Consider the following 17,653-nt stretch of genomic DNA (forward strand, 5'->3'; position numbering starts at 1 on the left):
CCGCTAGCGTGGACGATCGTGCTCATCATCCTGCCGCCGTCGGAGACCAAGTCCGACGGAGGGCGTGGCGCCCCTCTCGATCTCGGTGGCCTGTCGTTTCCCGCGCTGACCCCCATCCGACAGCGCCTCGCCGCCGCCCTGGTCGATCTGGCCGACGACCCCGAGGCCAGTGCCACCGCACTGGGGCTGGGTCGCACCCAACTCGACGAGGTCGCGCGCAACGCCACGCTGTTCACCTCACCGACCCGACCGGCGATGGAGCGGTACACCGGCGTCCTCTACGACGCCCTCGACGTCGGGGGGCTCACCCGAGCGTCGCGGACGAAGGCGCGTGATCGGCTCGCCGTCGGTTCGGCGTTGTTCGGGGTGGTCCGCGCAGGTGACCCGATCCCGGCGTATCGCCTCTCGGCGGCGTCGCGGCTGCCCGGCCTCGGAACACTGGCGTCACAATGGAAACCGGACCTGTCGGCCGCTCTCGACGACCTCGACACCGACGTCGTCATCGATCTGCGGTCGGGTGGCTATCGGGCGCTGGGACCCGTCGCCGGGTCGATAGAGGTGACGGTGCTGACCGAGAACGCCGACGGATCACGCAGCGTGGTCAGTCATTTCAACAAGCATCACAAGGGCGTGATGGCACGGACGCTGGTCTCCACGCGACGGTCGGTACGCGACATCTCGTCGCTGGCGTCGGTGGTGGCCGACGGGGGTCAACGCACCGAGATCGCCTCCGACCGCGAGCTGGTCATCCTCACCGACTGAACCGACTGATCCGACGGGTCGGGCGGGATCAGGCGGTGGTCTCGACCGGACCGCCCTCGTTGGCGGCCTTCTGCGCGAGCTGACCCTCGGCGACCTCGTCGACGGTGAACCGCATGAACAGCACGACCAGGCCGGTGAGGACGGCGATCCCCGACGCACAGACGAACGCGAGGCCGTAACCGTTGGCCAGGGCATCGAGCTGGGAGGGGTTCATGTCGACGACGGGTGCGGTGGTGCCGCCCAACGACAGGGTCCGCGACGTCACGATCGCACCGACGATCACCAGACCGATACCGCCGCCGAGGTTCTGGCCGACCTGCACCATGGCGGTGACCGGGCCGACCTCGTTGACACCGACACCCGCGACCGCGGCAAGGGTCAGCGGGATCGACGCGACACCCACGCCGAAGCCGATGACGATGACGGGGACGAAGATCGCCGGGAAGTAGCTCGGCGACGCGGTGGCGATGCTCGCCGCGTAGAGACAGCCACCGAGGATGCAGGCGCCGCCGACCACGACGATCCACCGGCACTGCACGCGCTGGGCCAGTCGCGACGCGAGGAACGCGCCGACGCCGAGGCCGTAGGCGAACGGTACGACGGCGAGACCGCTCTGCAGCGGGGTGTACTTGATGATCCCCTGCAGGAACAGGGCGATGTAGACCGCCATCGTCATGAGGATCGCACCCGACAGCAGGATCGAGACCAACGCGGCCACGCGACTGAGATTGCGGAACAGCGAGAACGGCAGGATCGGGTTCTCCGCGCGACGCTCGACGAAGACGAACGCGATCCAGGCCGCGACCGCGAGGACGGCGGGGATCAGGACGATCGGGCGCACCCATCCACCGGGGCCCTCATTGACGGCGAACACCAGCAGCGACGCACCCGCGGTCGCGAGGACGGCGCCCGGGACGTCGAGGGCGAGGCGACTGCCCTGTGACTCGGCGAGGAACGCGACGGCGCCGACCACCACGAGCAGGCCGATCGGGACGTTGATGAGGAACACCAGCCGCCACGACACCTCGGTGAGCGCACCGCCCACGATGAGACCCGCGACGGATCCGATACCGCTCATGGCGGCGTACACCGCGAAGGCCCGGCTGCGGGGTTTACCGGGTGCGTAGGTGGTGGTCACCAGCGCCATGGCGGTCGGCGCGGCGACGGCCGCCGACGCACCCTGCAGGGCACGACCGACGACGAGGCTCGCCTCGTCCCACGCGAGGCCGCACAGCAGCGAGGTGATCGTGAAGGCGGCGACGCCGAAGACGAACATCTTGCGCCGCCCGAAGGTGTCACCGAGACGACCACCGAGCAGCATGAGTCCGCCGAAGGCGATGACGTAGGCGGTGATGATCCAGTTGCCGCTGGACTCGCTGAGCCCGAGGGCGTCGCGGATGCGGGGCAGTGCGAGGGCTGCGACGGTGCCGTCGAGGACCACCAGCAGCTGCATGCCGCCGAGCACGAAGATGGGCCAACCGAACACACGGGATTGCCCGACGCTCGGCGCACGGGTCGTCGAATCGGCGGTCATGACCTCCGACGCTACCGGTCGTCGGTCGTTTCCGTGAAAACGCGGCGACGCGGATCCGACGGCGCCGGGTGCGATCGGTCGGTGCGGTCAGACGCCGACGCGTCCCAGGGTGCCGGCGGCGGCATCGAAGGCCGCCACCTCTCCGACGACCACGATCGCGGGCGGCCGGACCGCCTGTCCGCGGGCCTCGTCGGCCACGGCGGCGAGGGTGGAGGTGAGGCGTCGCTGCCCGGGCATCGAGCCCTGTTCGATCACCGCGACGGGGGTCTGCGGGTCGCGGCCGCCGGTGATCAGCGCCTCGGTGAACTGCTCGAGCCGCTCGACGGCCATCATCAACACCAGCGTGCCCTTGAGGCGCCCCAGGGCCGACCAGTCGACCAGCGACTCGGGGTGTCCGGGCGGCAGGTGCCCCGACACGACGACGACCTCGTGGGTGACACCGCGGTGCGTCACGGGGATCCCCGCGGCCGCCGGCGCGGCGATGGCACTGGTGATGCCGGGCACAACCGTCACCGGTATGCCTGCTTGCACACATGCGGCGAGTTCCTCGAAACCGCGGCCGTAGACGTAGGGGTCGCCGCCCTTGAGACGCACGACGAACTTGCCCGCGCGGGCGTTGTCGACGAGGGCGTCGTTGATCGCCTCCTGCTTCATGGCCCGCCCGTACGGAACCTTGGCCGCATCGATGATCTCGACCCACGGGGCCAGTTCGGCCAACAGGGCGGGCGGGGCGAGCCGGTCGGCGACGACGACGTCGGCCGCGGCGAGCAGACGGCGGCCGCGCACGGTGATGAGTTCGGGGTCGCCGGGGCCGCCGCCGACGAGGGCGACCCCTGCGGGGTGGCTCCCCTGCGACGGGGTACCGAGCGACCCGTCGAGCAGCCCCTGCGCGATCTCCGACCGGATACGTGCGGACCGTCGGTGGTCACCGGACGCGAGGACCCCGATGTTCAGGCGGTCGTGCTGGACCGACGCCGGGGTGACCGCGGTGCCGTGACGGGCGTCGTCGGCGCGGACGCAGAAGATGTGGCGTTCGGTGGCCTCGGCGACGACAGCGGCGTTCACCTCGGGGTCGTCGGTGCACGCCAGGGCGTACCAGGCGCCGGCGAGGTCGCCGGGTCGGTAGGCCCGTGTGGTGACGGTGATGCCGGGGAACGACTCGACCGTCGGCGTGGGGTCGACGGCGATGACGTGGATGTCGGCGCCGCTCGCCGCGAGGGTGCCCAGGCGCCGCGACACCACCGAGCCACCGCCGATGAGCACGACCCGTCGGCCGCGCAGATCGAGGCCGACGAGGTAGTGGTCCTCGTCGGGGGGCGCGTCGCGCCCCGTCACGTCAGGGACTGATCCAGGCATGGCAGAACCGTACCGACGTCACCGTGGTGACGGTCCTCACCCTCGGCCGCTGCCGCGGCGGTCGCGACGAGTCGGGCCACCGAGTCGGGGGCGCCCGCGGGGTGGGTGTGCAGATACGACGCGTGTACCGCGCCGCCGGCCACGCCGTCGCGGTGGACGACGCCGGCCTTGCGCCATGCCCAGGCGTGATCGATCGGACCGATGGCCTCGACGGTGCTGCGGTGGAACTCGTGTCCGGTGATGCGATCGCCCGCGGCGAAGAGAGCCGAGTCGGTCAGCGCCACCGCGTCGCGGTACCCGAGGGTGAGGGTGGGTCCGAAGTGTCCGCGCACGTCGACCACCCCGGCCATGGTGTGACCGTCGAGATCATGTGCCAGATAGAGCAATCCGGCGCACTCGGCGTGGATGGGGCGCCCGGATCGCGCGTGTGCGGCGACGTCGGCGAGCATCGGTGTGTTCGCGGCGAGGGCGTGGACGTGTTCCTCGGGGAAGCCGCCGCCGATGATGAGCGCGTCGGTGCCCGGGGGCAGCCGGTCGTTCATCGGATCGACGGTGACGACCTCGGCGCCGGCCGCGGCGAGCATCTCGGCGTGCTCGGCGTAGCCGAAGGTGAAGGCCGCTCCCCCGGCGACGGCGACCCGCACCGGGCGCTGCGGGGCCGACAGCCCGAGTCGCTCGCGGGCGTCGGCGATCTCGTCGTCGGCCGACCACGCGGTGGCGGGCCGAGGCGTCCGGGCGCGTGCCGCGGCGACGATCGCGGAGAGGTCGGCGGTGGCCGCGACGAGCTCGGTCATGGCCGCGACGGCCGTCTGCGCGGCTCCGCCGTGTTCGGCGGCGGGGATGAGCCCTAGGTGGCGCGACGGCACGACGAGTTCGGGTGCGCGACGCAGCACCGCGAAGACCGGCAACCCGACGCGGTCGCACGCCTGTCGAAGGACGTGTTCGTGGCGCGGCGAACCGACGCGGTTGAGGATGACCCCGCAGATGTCGACGCCCGTGTCGAAGCTGCGCATCCCGTGCAGGATGGCGGCGAGGGTCTGGCTGTGGCCGGACGCGTCGACGACGATCACGACCGGCGCGCCGAGCAGCGCCGCGACGTGGGCCGTCGACCCGTGGGCGTGTCCGGTGGGCATGGCCCCGTCGTCGGAGTCGTCGGCGATGCGACCGTCGAACAGACCCATCACGCCCTCGATGACCGCGATGTCGGCGCCACGGGAGCCCGCGGCGAAGAGGCCCGGGACGCGGTGTGCACCGACGAGGTTCGGGTCGAGGTTGCGTCCGGGACGTCCGGCCGCGACGGCGTGGTAGCCGGGGTCGATGAAGTCGGGGCCGACCTTGAACGGCGCGACCCGGTGGCCGGCGCGGGTGAGGGCGCCGATGAGTCCGGTGGCGACGGTGGTCTTGCCGCTGCCCGACGACGGCGCGGCGATGACGACGGCGGGTGCGCCCGCCGCACCTGCCCCGCTCACCATTCGATGCCCCGCTGTCCCTTGCGGCCGGCGTCCATCGGGTGCTTGGTCTTGGTCATGTCGGTGACGAGGTCGGCGGCGTCGACCAGCTCGGCGGGGGCGCGGCGGCCGGTGATCACGACGTGTTGTTTGCCGGGACGTTCGCGCAGCACCTCGAGCACCTCCTCGACGTCGATCCATCCCCACCCCAACGGGTAGGTGAACTCGTCGAGGACGTAGAAGTCGTGGGTCTCGGCACGCAGTCGGCGGGCGATCTCGGTCCATCCGGCGCGCGCCTGGTCGGCGTGATCGGCCTCGGCCTGGTCGCCGTGGCGGATCCACGACCACCCCGATCCCATCTTGTGCCACTCGACGGGTCCGCCCTGTCCGGTACGGGCGTGCACCTCACCGAGGGCGGTCATCGCGGTCTCCTCGCCGACCTTCCACTTCGCGTTCTTGACGAACTGGAACACGCCGATGTCCATGCCGGCGTTCCAGGCGCGCATCGCCATGCCGAACGCGGCCGTCGACTTGCCCTTGCCGTTGCCGGTGTGGACCGCCAGCAGCGCGGTGTTGCGACGTTGACGTGTGGTCAGGCCGTCGTCGGGGACGACGGCGGGGATTCCCTGCGGCATGCGGGCGCTCCTCTCGCGGATGGTCGGGCGGGCCGCGCGATCGTCGTGACCCGGGTCGGCGTGTGGGTGACGTCGCCGCGGATCAGGCGGCTCGGCGTACGGCCCCGGCCACGGCGTCGGCGGTGACGTCGTCGACGGTGACGTGGGTGGCATCGAGGTGAACGGCCAGCGTACGCGCCAGGCCGAGGCGGACGATGCCCTGTTCGCAGTCGACGACCACCGCGTCGACGCCGCGTCGGCGCAGTCGGTCCGCGGCGGTGGCGGCGCGACCGGTCGCGTCGGGCCCGCTGGTGGCCCGACCGTCGGTCAGCACGACGAGCAGAGGGCGTCGGCGCGGATCGGTGTGGCGGGCGCGGTCGATGAGCACCGCGGCCTCGGTGAGTCCCTCGGCCAGCGGTGTGCGACCGCCGGTGCGCACGCCCGACAGCCCTCGCAGGGCGATGCTCACCGATCGGGTCGGCGGGACCACCACCTGCGCCGACGACCCGCGCAGGACCACCACGGCGACACGGTCGCGTCGCTGATAGGAGTCGCGCAGCAGTGCGGCACACGCTCCGCTGACCGCGTCGAGGCGTCGGCGTGCGGTCATCGATCCCGACAGGTCGACGGCGAACACCACCAGGTTGCCCTCACGCCCGACGCGCACCGCGCCGCGCAGGTCGTCGGAGGTGATGGCGAGACGGCCGGCCCCGCGGTGACGACCGGCCGCGGCGAGGACCGTCGCGGTGAGGTGTACGCCCGAGTGCAGCGTCTCGGTCGCGGCGATGGTCTGGCCGCGTCGACTGCGCGCGGGTGAGCGTCTCCCCGGGTCGCCGTCACCGACGCCTGCGACCCGCATCATCCGGGTGACACCGGCGCGCAGCGTCCCCCGCTGATCGTCGACGGACAGGTCGGTGGGGGTCGGCGTCAACGACCCCGACGAGGCCGGGGTCGGTTCGCGGGGCGACGCCGACGGTTCCGGCGCCTCGGCGGGAGGGCCTGGCTGGTCGGACGGCGCCTCGGGGGCGGGGCCGTCGGCGGCGGGTGGCTGCCCCGCGGGCGGCGGTGACCCTCCGGGCGGCGGCGATCCGGGTCCCCCGTCGGGATCGGTGTCCGGATCGGGATCGGTCTCGGGTGCACCGCCCGGCGCCGTCGTCGGATCACGATCGGCCTGTTCGGCGGCGGAGTCCATCGCCGCGTCGAGATCGTCGCGACTCATGTCGGTGTCGTCGAACGGGTCTCGCCGACGGCGATGCGGCAGTGCGAGTTCCACCGCGACGCGCACGTCGGACTCGTCGACCTCGGAGGCACCGCGCCATGCGGCATGGGCCCGGGCCGTGCGGGCCACGACGATGTCGCCGCGCAGTCCGTCGACGTCGAGGTGGGTACACACCCCGGCGATACGTCGCATCTCGGCGACCGGCAACGACACCGACTCGACCGCGCCGCGTGCAGCGGCGATGGCCGCGGCGGTCTCGACGTCACGATCGGCCCAGCGCGCGGCGAATCCGGCGGGATCGGCGTCGTACTCCATGCGGCGGGTGATGACCTCGACGCGCTCGTCGACATCGCGTGGGGCGGTCACCGCGACGGTGAGTCCGAACCGGTCGAGCAGCTGAGGCCGCAGCTCGCCCTCCTCGGGATTCATCGTCCCGACGAGCACGAACCGTGCGTCGTAACTGTGTGACACCGAGTCGCGCTCGACGGTGACCCGCCCCATCGCCGCGGCGTCGAGCAGCAGGTCGACGAGGTGGTCGGCGAGCAGGTTCACCTCGTCGATGTAGAGCACGCCACCATCGGCGGACGAGAGCAGACCGGGTGTGAACGCGGCGTCACCGTCACGCAGGATGCGTGCCACGTCGAGGGAGCCGACTACACGGTCGTCGGTGGCCCCGATCGGCAGCTCCACGACCCGCCCGGCGGCGTTCGTCGCGGGGTCGGCCGGCAGCAGCGGCGCCAGGGCACGGACGATCGTCGACTTGGCCGTGCCCTTCTCGCCACGCAGCAGCACGCCGCCGATGCCCGGCGAGATCGCGCACAGGATGAGGGCGAGCTTCAGGGACTCCTGGCCCACCACCGCACTGAACGGGAACGGCGCCCGGATGACTTCGGGGACATGAGCGGGTTCAGCGGTGCGGTGACGATCGGGATCCGATTCGGATCGAGAGGTCACGACGGCTGCCAGGGCTCCCCGCCACCGCGGCGCATCGGCACGTGCGGGATGCCGTCGAGCAGGTATTCCTCGCCCTCGGGCGCGAAACCGTGCTTGGCGTACATGTCCACGAGATAGGTCTGGGCGTGGATGCGACACGCATGCGAACCGACCTCGGCGAGCGCCGTGCGCAGCAGACGGGTGGTGTGCCCCTGCCCGCGGTGCGCACGGTCGGTGCACAGGCGACCGATCCGGAACGACTTGCCGTCCTCGTGCTCCTCGAGCAGGCGCAGGGTGCAGACGACCTCGCCGTCCTCCTCGAGCCACAGGTGCCGGGTGTCGGTGTCGAGATCGAGCCCGTCGAGTTCGGGGTACGGGCACGACTGCTCCACCACGAACACGTCGACGCGCAGTTTCAGGATCTTGTAGAAGGTGGCGATGTCCAGGTCGAGAGCCCAGCTGCGGTGCAGGGACGCGGTGGCAGTCATGTGGTCGTGACTATCACACCGAGGTGGGTGCCGCCACGCGGCGGTCGGTGCCGGCGACGGGCTGCTCGGCCGGTGAGGACGACAGTTCGAGCACCTTCGACGTCCAGTCCCAGACCTCACGGAACAGCGACGGCGTGGAGTTCAGCTTCTGTCCGAACGACGGGATCATGTCGGTGAGCGCGGGCTTCCAGCTCTCGAAGTGGCGCGGGAAGCACCGCTCGAGCACATCGAGCATCGCCGGCACGGCGGTCGACGCGCCCGGCGAGGCACCCAGGAGTCCGGCCATCGTGCCGTCGGCGGAGTTCACCACCGCGGTGCCGAACTCGAGAGCCCCGTTCATCGGGCCCTTCTTGCGGATGACCTGCACACGCTGCCCGGCGGTGATCAGCTCCCAGTCGCCGCCGACGGCGCGGGGGACGAACTCCTGCAGCGTCTTGACGCGGTCGGCCGGACCGGCCGCGAGCTCGCTGATGAGGTACTTGAGGAGCCCGAACTCCTTCGGCGCGATGCTGGCGATGGGGAACGCGTTGAACGGCGTGATCGACGTCAGCAGGTCGAGGTTCGACCCCTCCTTGAGGAACTTCGGCGACCAGCCCGCATACGGCCCGAAAAGCAGACCCGGCTTGTGGTTGATCACGCGGGTGTCGAGGTGCGGCACCGACATCGGCGGCGCGCCGACCGCGGCGCGGCCGTAGACCTTCGCCTGGTGCTCGTCGATCAGTTCGGGGTTGGTGCACCGGAAGAACGCGCCCGAGACCGGGAACCCGCCGAACTGCCGCGCCTCCTTGATGCCCGACTTCTGCAGCAGGTGGAGGGCACCGCCGCCGGCTCCGACGAACACGAACCCGGCGTGGATCTTCTGCTTGCGCTTGGTGCGCAGGTTGACGACCTTCACGATCCAGCTGCCGTCGGACTGCTTGTCGAGGTCGGTCACCGCGTGACCGAAGTTGACCGAACCGCCCTCGGCGACCGAGTTGAGCAACTTCTGGGTCAGCGCGCCGAAGTCGACGTCGGTGCCGTTCTCGTACCAGTTCAGCGCCACGGGATCGGCGAAATCGCGGCCCTCCGACATGAGCGGCAGCTTCTTCGCGAACAATGCGTCGTCGTCGATGTACTCCATGTCGGCGAAGAGAGTCTGGCTCGCGAGCGCGTCGTAACGCTTGCGCAGGTAGTCGACGCCGTCCTCGCCGTGACAGAAGCTCACGTGCGGGATCGGGTTGATGAACTCCGACGGGGTGTCGAGGATCCCCTTCTCGATGGCGTGGGCCCAGAACTGGCGCGACACCTGGAACTGCTCGTTGATGGTGATCGCCTTGGAGATGTCGACGCTGCCGTCGGCGCCCTGCGGGGTGTAGTTGAGCTCACACAGCGCCGAGTGTCCGGTGCCCGCGTTGTTCCACGGGTCACTGCTCTCCGCGGCGGCGGCGTCGAGTCGCTCGAACACCGAGATCGACCAGTCGGGCTGGAGTTGCCGGATCAGGGCACCCAATGTGGCGCTCATGATCCCGGCGCCGATCAGCACGACGTCGGTCTTGGTCGTCCCTGGGTTGTCGTGTGTGTTCTTGTCGCCGGCCACGTCCTGCTCAACTCCCTTGTCGTCGACCGCTTCTACCGGTCGGCAGGTTGAATGATTCCATTCTCCCCCATCGGGGCGCCCTGGGATAAGCCGGTGTGGGAAAACCCACCGGATCGTCGAACACGCGGTCGCCACACGACCCCGGCTCAGACCGCCACTACAGTCGGGGTGTGGCACACGACTGGGAACCCGATGTCCTCGGACCGGATTTCGCGGCCCTGACCATCGACCTCGGTCCCGATCCCGACGGCGAGGGCACCGTCACTGCCACGCTGGTGCGTCACCTGCGGTCGGAATCCGACGCCGACGTGGCGGCCCCGCGGCCGTCGGTGCTCTACGTCCACGGCTTCACCGACTACTTCTTCCAGGCGCCGCTCGCGACCGCGTTCGCCGACGCCGGATACGACTTCTACGCCCTGGATCTCCGCAAGTGCGGTCGGTCACGGAAGCCCGCGCACACCCCGCACTTCGTCTCCGATCTCGCCCTCTACGACGCCGAACTCGGCGCGGCGCTCGACGTCATCGACGCGGCCGCCCCGGGGACACCGGTCGTCGTCGCCGCGCACTCCACCGGCGGGTTGATCACCGCGCTGTGGCTCGACCGCCTGCGCGCCACCGACCCGGGCCGTCACGGTCGCGTCACCGGACAGGTCCTCAACAGCCCGTGGTTCGACCTGCAGGGCGCACCGGCCCTGCGCAGCTGGGGCACGGTGCTCGTGCGGACGATCGCCCGGGTCGCGCCGTATCGCGTGCTGCCCAACCGACTCCCCGGCGGGTACGGCGAGAGCCTGCACGTCAGCGCCCACGGCGAGTGGGAGTACGACCTCGACCTCAAGCCGCTGGGCGGTTTCCCCGTCACCTTCGGTTTCCTCGACGCCGTGCGTCGTGGCCACGCCGCGCTGCACCGGGGAATCGACACCGGCGTCCCGTCGTTGGTCCTACGGTCGGCACGTTCGGTGCTCGGCGGGCCCTACCGCCCCGAGATCGACACCGCCGACACCGTTCTCGACACCGAGCAGATCGCGCGCTGGAGCGGGTGCCTGGGCAACCGGGTGACCGCGGTGCCGATCGACGGAGCCCGTCACGACGTGTTCCTCTCCCGCGAGGAGCCCCGTGCGGTCGCCTACGCAGAACTCTCGAGGTGGTTGACGGAGAACACCGCGACCCTCTCGATCCGCCGTTCGGTCGAACCACCACCCACGGGGTCGTCGCGCGTGACGCGCGACGTCTCGTGACCACCAGGAGCATGCACATGACAGACGTCGATCTCGCCATCATCGGTTCCGGCAGCGGCAACTCGATCCCCGACGACCGCTTCGACGAATGGTCGATCGCCATCTTCGAGAAGGGTGTCTACGGAGGGACCTGCCTCAACGTGGGCTGCATCCCGACGAAGATGTACGTCTACGCCGGCGAGGTGGCCGAGACCATCCGTGAGTCCGCCCGGTACGGCATCGACAGCCACATCGACGACGTGCGGTGGCGCGACATCGTGACGCGCGTCTTCGGTCGTATCGACCCGATCTCGCTGGGGGGCCAGCAGTACCGGGAGGACAAGTGCGACAACATCTCCGTGCTGCACTCCCACGTACGGTTCGCCGGCACCACCGACGACGGGCGCTACCGCCTGCTCACCGATGACGGTGACGAGGTGACCGCCCGCAAGGTCGTGATCGCCGCAGGCTCACGGTCGTTCATCCCCGAGGCCATCGCCTCGGGCAGTGCGCCGTTCCACACGAACGAGGACGTGATGCGTCTCGCGTCGCTGCCACGCCACCTCGTCATCGTCGGTGGCGGCTACATCAGCGCCGAGTTCGCCCACGTCTTCGCCTCCCTCGGCACGGAGGTCACGATCATCGCCCGCGGCGACAAGCTGCTGCGCCACCTCGACGCCGACATCTCCGACCGCTTCACCGAGATCGCGAGCAAGCGTTTCGACGTGCGGTTCAACGCCTCGGTGACCGGCACGAAGATCGGCGACGAGGGCGCGGTCGTCGTCGAACTGTCCGACGGGTCGTCGGTCACCGCCGACGCACTGCTGGTGGCGACCGGCCGGACTCCCAACGGCGACGGCCTGCACCTCGACACCATCGGCGTCTCGCTCGACGACGCCGGTCGGGTGGAGTGCGACGAGTTCGGCCGCACCGCGGCACAGAACGTGTGGACCCTCGGCGACGTCAGCTCCCCGTACCAGCTCAAGCACGTCGCCAACCACGAGGCGCGGGTCGTCCAGGCGAATTTGCTGCGCGACTTCGACGGAGACGACCTCGAGAAGTTCGACCACCGGTTCGTGCCCGCCGCGGTGTTCACCCACCCGCAGATCGCCTCGGTCGGTCTCACCGAGGCGCAGGCCCGCGAGCAGGGTCTCGACGTCACCGTGAAGGTGCAGGACTACGGCGACGTCGCCTACGGCTGGGCGATGGAGGACACCACGGGTCTGTGCAAGATCGTCGCCGAGCGGGGCACCGGTCGGATCCTCGGCGCGCACCTCATCGGCCCGCAGGCGCCGACGGTGATCCAGCCGGTCATCCAGGCGATGCACTTCGGCCTCGACGCCACGTCGATGGCCAAGGGCCAGTACTGGATCCACCCGGGCATGCCCGAGGTGCTCGAGAACGCGCTGCTGGGTCTCGACATCTGACCGGTTGGTCGCGTGCCGTCCGGCGGTCTAGCCGAGGGTCAGGTGGTCGGTCTCGGCGAACGTGACGCCGTCGCGCGCGAAGTCGACCCAGCGCCGCCGTAGGCGCGGTCCGAGGTCGGCGAGCGCGGATGCGCCATGTGCGCCCAGCATCGGTGCGTCCGCCCACGCCTGCGGGGTGCCCAGCAGGAACGGGATCTCGATGCTGTGGCAGGCGCCGACACCGGAATCGTCGGCACCCCAGGAGAACTCATAGGTGACCGCGCGGCCACCGGCGGTGCGGTGGGCGTCGGCGAATGCCTTCGCCGGTGCGGAGAACGCACGCCGCGTCACGATCGCGGTGAGCAGTCGGCGCAGGGTGGATCCCACGACCGGCAGGTGTGCGAGCCTCTGCAGACGTGGGATCGCCTCGACGAACGGGCTCCCGTCGTCGGAGGTCCACCCGATGAGCACCTCGACGGACGTGGCGCTCGCGGCGCGACGCACGGCGACCTCGCCGAGCGCCGGGAGCGGGTGTTCGCCGTACTGGGGTCCGAACGCCATCCCCGACGCGAACCCGAAATCGGTCGCAGCGGCCAGCGCGGCCGTATGCGCGGCGAGGACATCGTCGATCGCGAGGCCGCCGGGGTCGTCGCCCAGCGCAGCACGGGCGGCGGTCCCCATCGCCGCCGACATCGCCGTGGCGTCGCCACGCAGGGCGAGCGGCGCACTCTGCAGCACCGCGCGATGGAACAATCCCTGCGCGCCGTCGGCGACGAGCAACGCGGCGATGGAGTCGGCACCGGCGGAGTGGCCGAACACGGTGACCGCGTCAGGGTCTCCCCCGAAGGCACCGACGGCGTCGCGCACCCACCGCAGGGCCGCGATCTGGTCGAGCAGGCCGAGGTTTGCGGGTGCGACACCGTCGATCCCGAGGTAACCGAGGATCCCGAGTCGGTAGGTGACGGTCACGACGACGACGTCGTTCTCCCGTGCCAGTGCCTCGGGGGCGTACTTCTCGCTCTCACCGCCACCGGAGACGTACGCGCCGCCGTGCAGCCACACCAGCACCGGTCGGACCCGACCATCCGGCGTCGGCGCGGTCACCGACACCCGCAGGCAGTCCTCGTCGAGATCGAGTCCGGTGAGCATCGGACCGGTGACCGATTCGATGCGCGACGGCAGCTGCGGGCAGGCCGGTCCGCGACGGGTCGCGTCGAGAGTGTCGGTCCACGTCGGCACGGGCGCACAGGGTTCGAATCGCCGCGCACGGGCGTATCGAATCCCGCGTGCGTGCAGCAGGCCGTCGGTGTGCTCGGCGCGAACGGGTCCCGACGGGGTGTCGACGACCAGGGTGTCGAGGGTCATGGCGTCATCGTGGCATCTGCGGCGCGGGCCCTCAGACGTCGGGACCGCGCTGATCGCGAGCGGCACGGCGTTGCGCCTCGGCGCGCTCGCGGACCGTGCGGCGGAACTCCTCCTCGGCGCGGGCGTCGTCGGCGGCCGACCGCGCCGGGGCCACGGCGGGCTTCGTCGACGGCCTCGACGGCCGGCCCTCGCGGGGAGGCGCGCCCTCGTCGTCGCCGTCGTCCTTCGAGGGCCGTCCGAGCGCGAACCAGGCGATCGGTCCCAGCAGCGGCAGGACCATCGCACCGAGCACCCAGACCATCTTCGGCAGGCCGCGGACGGTACGCCCGTCGGCCACGACGATGTCGATGGCGACCGCGACGATGATGACGGCGTAGATCAGGACCAGGTACGGCACTGCGTCACCACCTCCTGCGCGGTGGTCGGATCGGACTCGTGGACATCGCGGTGCTCAGAACGTCGCGGAGCGCAGGGCGATCTCGCTGGCCAGGGCGGCGGGTGCGTTCTGCGGGATCCAGTGGTCGATGCCGGGCAGTTCACAGAATCGGTAGTCGGAGTAGACCATCCGTCCGCTGCCCTCCGCCTGTCCGCGCCCGAGGGCGGTGTCGCCGTCGCTCCACACCACGGTGGTCGGCACCTCCACGGGCGGACAGGCGAGGTTCGCCTTGATGTCGCCGGTGAAGTTGGCGCGGTACCAGTTGATGGCACCGGTCAGCCCGGACCGTTCCAGCAGCGGTGCGACCGAGTCGTCGGGCACGATGCTGCGCAGGAACGCGGCGTCGTCGGCGAGCAGGCCGTCCTCGGCCGCGGGGTCGATCAGCTTCGGGATGTACGACGAGCGCTCACGCTGGTCCCCGTCGGTCGCCAACGCGCCGGAGATGGCACCCGGGTGCCCGACGCTCACCGCGACGAGCCCGGTGAGGCGGCCCGGGTGTCGACCGGCCAGATGCCACGCGACCAGCGCACCCCAGTCGTGGCCGACCACCAACGCGTAGGAGATGCCGAGTGCGTCGAGGATGCCCACCGCGTCGTCGACGAGGTGGGGCAACCGGTAGGCGTCGACATCAGTCGGTCGCGCGCCCGGGGAGTACCCGCGCTGGTCGGGTACCACGGTGCGGAGGCCGGAATCGTGCAGGCGCGGTACGACCTCGTCGAAACACGTTCCACTGCTGGGGAATCCGTGCAGCAGCAACACGACGGGTCCGGTGGGGGGCCCACCCACCCGGACGGTGAAGTCGTGGTCACCGACGGTCACGATCTGCGTGTCGACGTTCATCACCTCGAGCCTACGTGGCGCTCCGGCGACGCGGAGTAGGTCGTGGGAGCCAACCCGAGCGTGACCGTCGGCAGGCTCCGCGGCACGCCGTCGGCCAGGAGTGCGTCGATCGCGGCGAGGTCTACGTGCGCGGTGAACAGGTCGGCGATCAGGTCGATCTGCGCCATGCGGGCAGCGTCGACATCGGTGTCGGGGGCCACCACGAACCCGGTCTTGCCGACCCTGTCGGCGACCTCGGCGAGCACTGCGCGCCGCACGGCGCCGTTGGCCAGCAGTCCGTGCCAGTGGGTGCCCCACACCGCGCCCACCACGCATCCCTCGGGCCCGTTCTCGTCGTCGACGATCCAGTGCGGATGCGGCGCCGGGCGGGAGAGACGACCGTGGTGGATCTCATAACCGGTGATCGCGTCCTCGCCGGCACCGTCGCGGTGACCCCGGACCTCGCGGACCAGCTTGGTCTCGTCGAAGACGATGTCGATGTCGAGGAGTCCGAGTCCGTCGACGACGCCGCCCCCGGATTCGACCGTGTCGTCGATCCGTCGCGCGAGCATCTGGTAGCCGCCGCAGACCGCGACGATCGGGCGACCGTGTGCCGCCCGGTCGATGAGCGCTGCGTCCAGTCCGCGTGCGCGGAGCCAGGCGAGGTCGGAGACGGTGGCGCGCGTGCCGGGCAGGACCGCCAGGTCGGCGGCGGCCACCGAGGCCATGTCGTCGACCCACCGGACGTCGACGCCCGGTTCGCACGCGAGTGCCTCGAGGTCGGTCGAGTTCGACAGTCGAGGGAGACGGATGGCCGCGACGGTGATGCGTTGCGACCCGAGCGCGGGGGTCGAGGGACCGATCGCGCGCCCGATCGGTGACGACAGCGAGTCCTCGGCGTCGAGCCACATGTCGTCGGCCCACGGGATCACCCCGAGAGTCGGGCGGCCACACAGGTGGTGCAGTTGGCGCAATCCGGGGTCGAGGATCGACTGTGCGCCACGGAACTTGTTGATCAGGAACCCGGCGACCCGTGACTGATCCTCGGGCGGGAGCGCGGCGACGCTGCCGAGCAGATGCGCCAGCACTCCCCCGCGATCGATGTCACCGACCACCACGACCGGGATGTCGGCGGCGGCCGCGAGGCCCATGTTGGCGATGTCGGTGGCGCGCAGGTTGATCTCGGCGATCGATCCGGCGCCCTCGCACACCACGACGTCGAAATCGCCGCGCAGCGAGGCGAGTTCGGATGCCACGATGTCGGCGAGTGCGGCGCGGCGCGAGTGGTAGTCGGTCGCCGTGATCCACCCGTCGGCGACCCCGCGCACCACCACCTGGGATCGACGGTCGCTACCGGGTTTGAGCAGCACCGGGTTGAACCGGGTCGAGGGGGCGAGTCCGCAGGCGAACGCCTGCATGCCCTGGGCGCGTCCGATCTCGCCGCCGTCGGCGGTGACGACGGAGTTGTTGGACATGTTCTGCGCCTTGAACGGCGCGACCGACAGGCCGCGGCGGTGCAGCACGCGGCAGAGACCGGCCACGAGCAGGCTCTTGCCCGCGTCGGAACTGGTGCCGCCGATCAGGAGTGCGCCGCTCACCGACGCCCTACTCCGATGGCAGCGTGAGGATCTCGGCGCCGTCGTCGGTTACGACGAGCGTGTGCTCGAACTGGGCGGTCCACTTCTTGTCGCGGGTGACCACCGTCCAGTCGTCGTCCCACATGTCCCACGCCAACGCGCCGAGATTGATCATCGGCTCGATCGTGAACACCATCCCCGGCTCCATCACCGTGTCCACGTTCGGCTGGTCATAGTGCAGGACGATGAGTCCGTTGTGGAAGGTCTCACCGATGCCGTGACCGGTGAAATCGCGCACCACCGAATACCCGAAGCGGTTCGCGTAGGCCTCGATCACCCGGCCGATGACGTTGAGCTCGCGCCCGGGTCGGACGGCCTTGATGGCCCGCATGGTGGCGGTGTGGGTGCGTTCGACGAGGTCGGCGTGTTCGGCGCTCACGTCACCGGCGAGGAAGGTCGCGTTGGTGTCGCCGTGCACGCCGTCGATGTAGGCGGTGACGTCGATGTTGACGATGTCGCCGTCGGCGATGACCGTCGAGTCCGGGATGCCGTGGCAGATCACCTCGTTGAGTGAGGTGCAGCAGGACTTCGGGAACCCGCGGTAGCCGAGGGTCGACGGGTAGGCGCCGTGATCGATCATGTACTCGTGGGCGATCCGGTCGAGGGCGTCGGTCGTCACGCCCGGCGCCACCGCCTTGCCGGCCTCGGCGAGGGCGTCGGCGGCGATGCGACCGGCAACGCGCATCTTCTCGATCGTCTCCGGGGTCTGCACCCACGGCTCGTGGCCCTCGTTCACGGTCGAACGCCACGCGTACTCCGGTCGCGGGATCGACGGCGGCACCGGCAGGGTCGGCGAGACGACCCCGGGCTGCAGAGCAGTGCGTACGGACATGGCGTCCATCGTAT

At 70.6% G+C, this 17,653-nt stretch carries 15 protein-coding genes; 3 read left to right on the forward strand and 12 right to left on the reverse strand.

The features are described 5' to 3' along the window. Window positions 1–18 precede the first annotated feature (18 nt). Window positions 19–762, forward strand: a complete 744-nt coding sequence (yaaA, locus tag ASG12_RS10695; protein WP_055789007.1) for a peroxide stress protein YaaA — start codon at window positions 19–21, stop codon at window positions 760–762. Between the two features lie 28 nt (window positions 763–790). Here yaaA and ASG12_RS10700 read toward each other — a convergent pair whose 3' ends face one another. The 7 genes from ASG12_RS10700 to mqo form a co-directional block, all read right to left on the reverse strand. Further along, the gene (locus ASG12_RS10700) at window positions 791–2,296 is read right to left on the reverse strand and encodes an MFS transporter (RefSeq protein WP_055789010.1); all 1,506 of its coding nucleotides are present in this window, start codon (window positions 2,294–2,296) and stop codon (window positions 791–793) included. A gap of 87 nt (window positions 2,297–2,383) precedes the next feature. Next, a complete protein-coding gene (cobA, locus tag ASG12_RS10705; RefSeq protein ID WP_055789013.1) occupies window positions 2,384–3,652 on the reverse strand; it encodes a uroporphyrinogen-III C-methyltransferase in 1,269 nt (422 codons plus the stop codon). Next, window positions 3,628–5,124: a cobyrinate a,c-diamide synthase gene (locus ASG12_RS10710; RefSeq protein ID WP_055789015.1), complete on the reverse strand. Its 1,497-nt coding sequence runs from the start codon at window positions 5,122–5,124 to the stop codon at window positions 3,628–3,630. Before ASG12_RS10710 ends, cobA begins: the two co-directional genes overlap by 25 nt. Then, window positions 5,118–5,735: a cob(I)yrinic acid a,c-diamide adenosyltransferase gene (gene cobO / locus ASG12_RS10715; RefSeq protein ID WP_045822467.1), complete on the reverse strand. Its 618-nt coding sequence runs from the start codon at window positions 5,733–5,735 to the stop codon at window positions 5,118–5,120. Before cobO ends, ASG12_RS10710 begins: the two co-directional genes overlap by 7 nt. An 82-nt stretch (window positions 5,736–5,817) precedes the next feature. Further along, window positions 5,818–7,887 carry a VWA domain-containing protein gene (locus tag ASG12_RS10720; RefSeq protein ID WP_082501860.1) on the reverse strand — a complete coding sequence of 690 codons (2,070 nt, stop codon included), beginning with the start codon at window positions 7,885–7,887 and terminating at the stop codon, window positions 5,818–5,820. Then, complete coding sequence (locus tag ASG12_RS10725; RefSeq protein ID WP_045822466.1) at window positions 7,884–8,354, reverse strand: GNAT family N-acetyltransferase; 471 nt, start codon at window positions 8,352–8,354, stop codon at window positions 7,884–7,886. Before ASG12_RS10725 ends, ASG12_RS10720 begins: the two co-directional genes overlap by 4 nt. 13 nt (window positions 8,355–8,367) lie before the next feature. Continuing rightward, window positions 8,368–9,930 (reverse strand): malate dehydrogenase (quinone), encoded by a 1,563-nt coding sequence (gene mqo / locus ASG12_RS10730; RefSeq protein ID WP_150116461.1) that lies wholly within the window; start codon window positions 9,928–9,930, stop codon window positions 8,368–8,370. Window positions 9,931–10,100: 170 nt separating this feature from the next. On the opposite strand from mqo, the gene ASG12_RS10735 reads away from it, so the two are divergent. Together ASG12_RS10735 and mtr are read left to right on the forward strand one after the other, a co-directional pair. Further along, the gene (locus ASG12_RS10735) at window positions 10,101–11,165 is read left to right on the forward strand and encodes an alpha/beta hydrolase (protein ID WP_082501861.1); all 1,065 of its coding nucleotides are present in this window, start codon (window positions 10,101–10,103) and stop codon (window positions 11,163–11,165) included. 17 nt (window positions 11,166–11,182) lie between these two features. Continuing rightward, entirely contained in the window at window positions 11,183–12,571 is a 1,389-nt protein-coding gene (gene mtr, locus ASG12_RS10740) for a mycothione reductase (RefSeq protein WP_156378053.1), read from the forward strand. A gap of 27 nt (window positions 12,572–12,598) precedes the next feature. On the opposite strand, the gene ASG12_RS10745 is transcribed toward mtr, so the two are convergent. From ASG12_RS10745 to map, 5 genes are read right to left on the reverse strand one after another with little or no spacing between them, the layout of a single operon-like run. Further along, window positions 12,599–13,915, reverse strand: coding sequence for a carboxylesterase family protein (locus ASG12_RS10745; protein ID WP_055789018.1), 1,317 nt, complete (start codon window positions 13,913–13,915; stop codon window positions 12,599–12,601). Between the two features lie 31 nt (window positions 13,916–13,946). Next, complete coding sequence (locus ASG12_RS10750; protein WP_055789022.1) at window positions 13,947–14,312, reverse strand: PLD nuclease N-terminal domain-containing protein; 366 nt, start codon at window positions 14,310–14,312, stop codon at window positions 13,947–13,949. Between the two features lie 54 nt (window positions 14,313–14,366). Beyond that, window positions 14,367–15,191, reverse strand: a complete 825-nt coding sequence (locus ASG12_RS10755) for an alpha/beta fold hydrolase (protein ID WP_055789025.1) — start codon at window positions 15,189–15,191, stop codon at window positions 14,367–14,369. Continuing rightward, window positions 15,191–16,768: a cobyric acid synthase gene (locus tag ASG12_RS10760; RefSeq protein ID WP_055789027.1), complete on the reverse strand. Its 1,578-nt coding sequence runs from the start codon at window positions 16,766–16,768 to the stop codon at window positions 15,191–15,193. The genes ASG12_RS10755 and ASG12_RS10760 overlap by 1 nt, the downstream gene beginning before the upstream one ends. 7 nt (window positions 16,769–16,775) lie before the next feature. Continuing rightward, entirely contained in the window at window positions 16,776–17,639 is an 864-nt protein-coding gene (gene map, locus ASG12_RS10765) for a type I methionyl aminopeptidase (RefSeq protein ID WP_055789571.1), read from the reverse strand. Window positions 17,640–17,653: the final 14 nt, after the last annotated feature.

The sequence above is a fragment of the Williamsia sp. Leaf354 genome (genome assembly GCF_001424365.1).
Taxonomy (GTDB): Bacteria; Actinomycetota; Actinomycetes; order Mycobacteriales; family Mycobacteriaceae; genus Williamsia_A.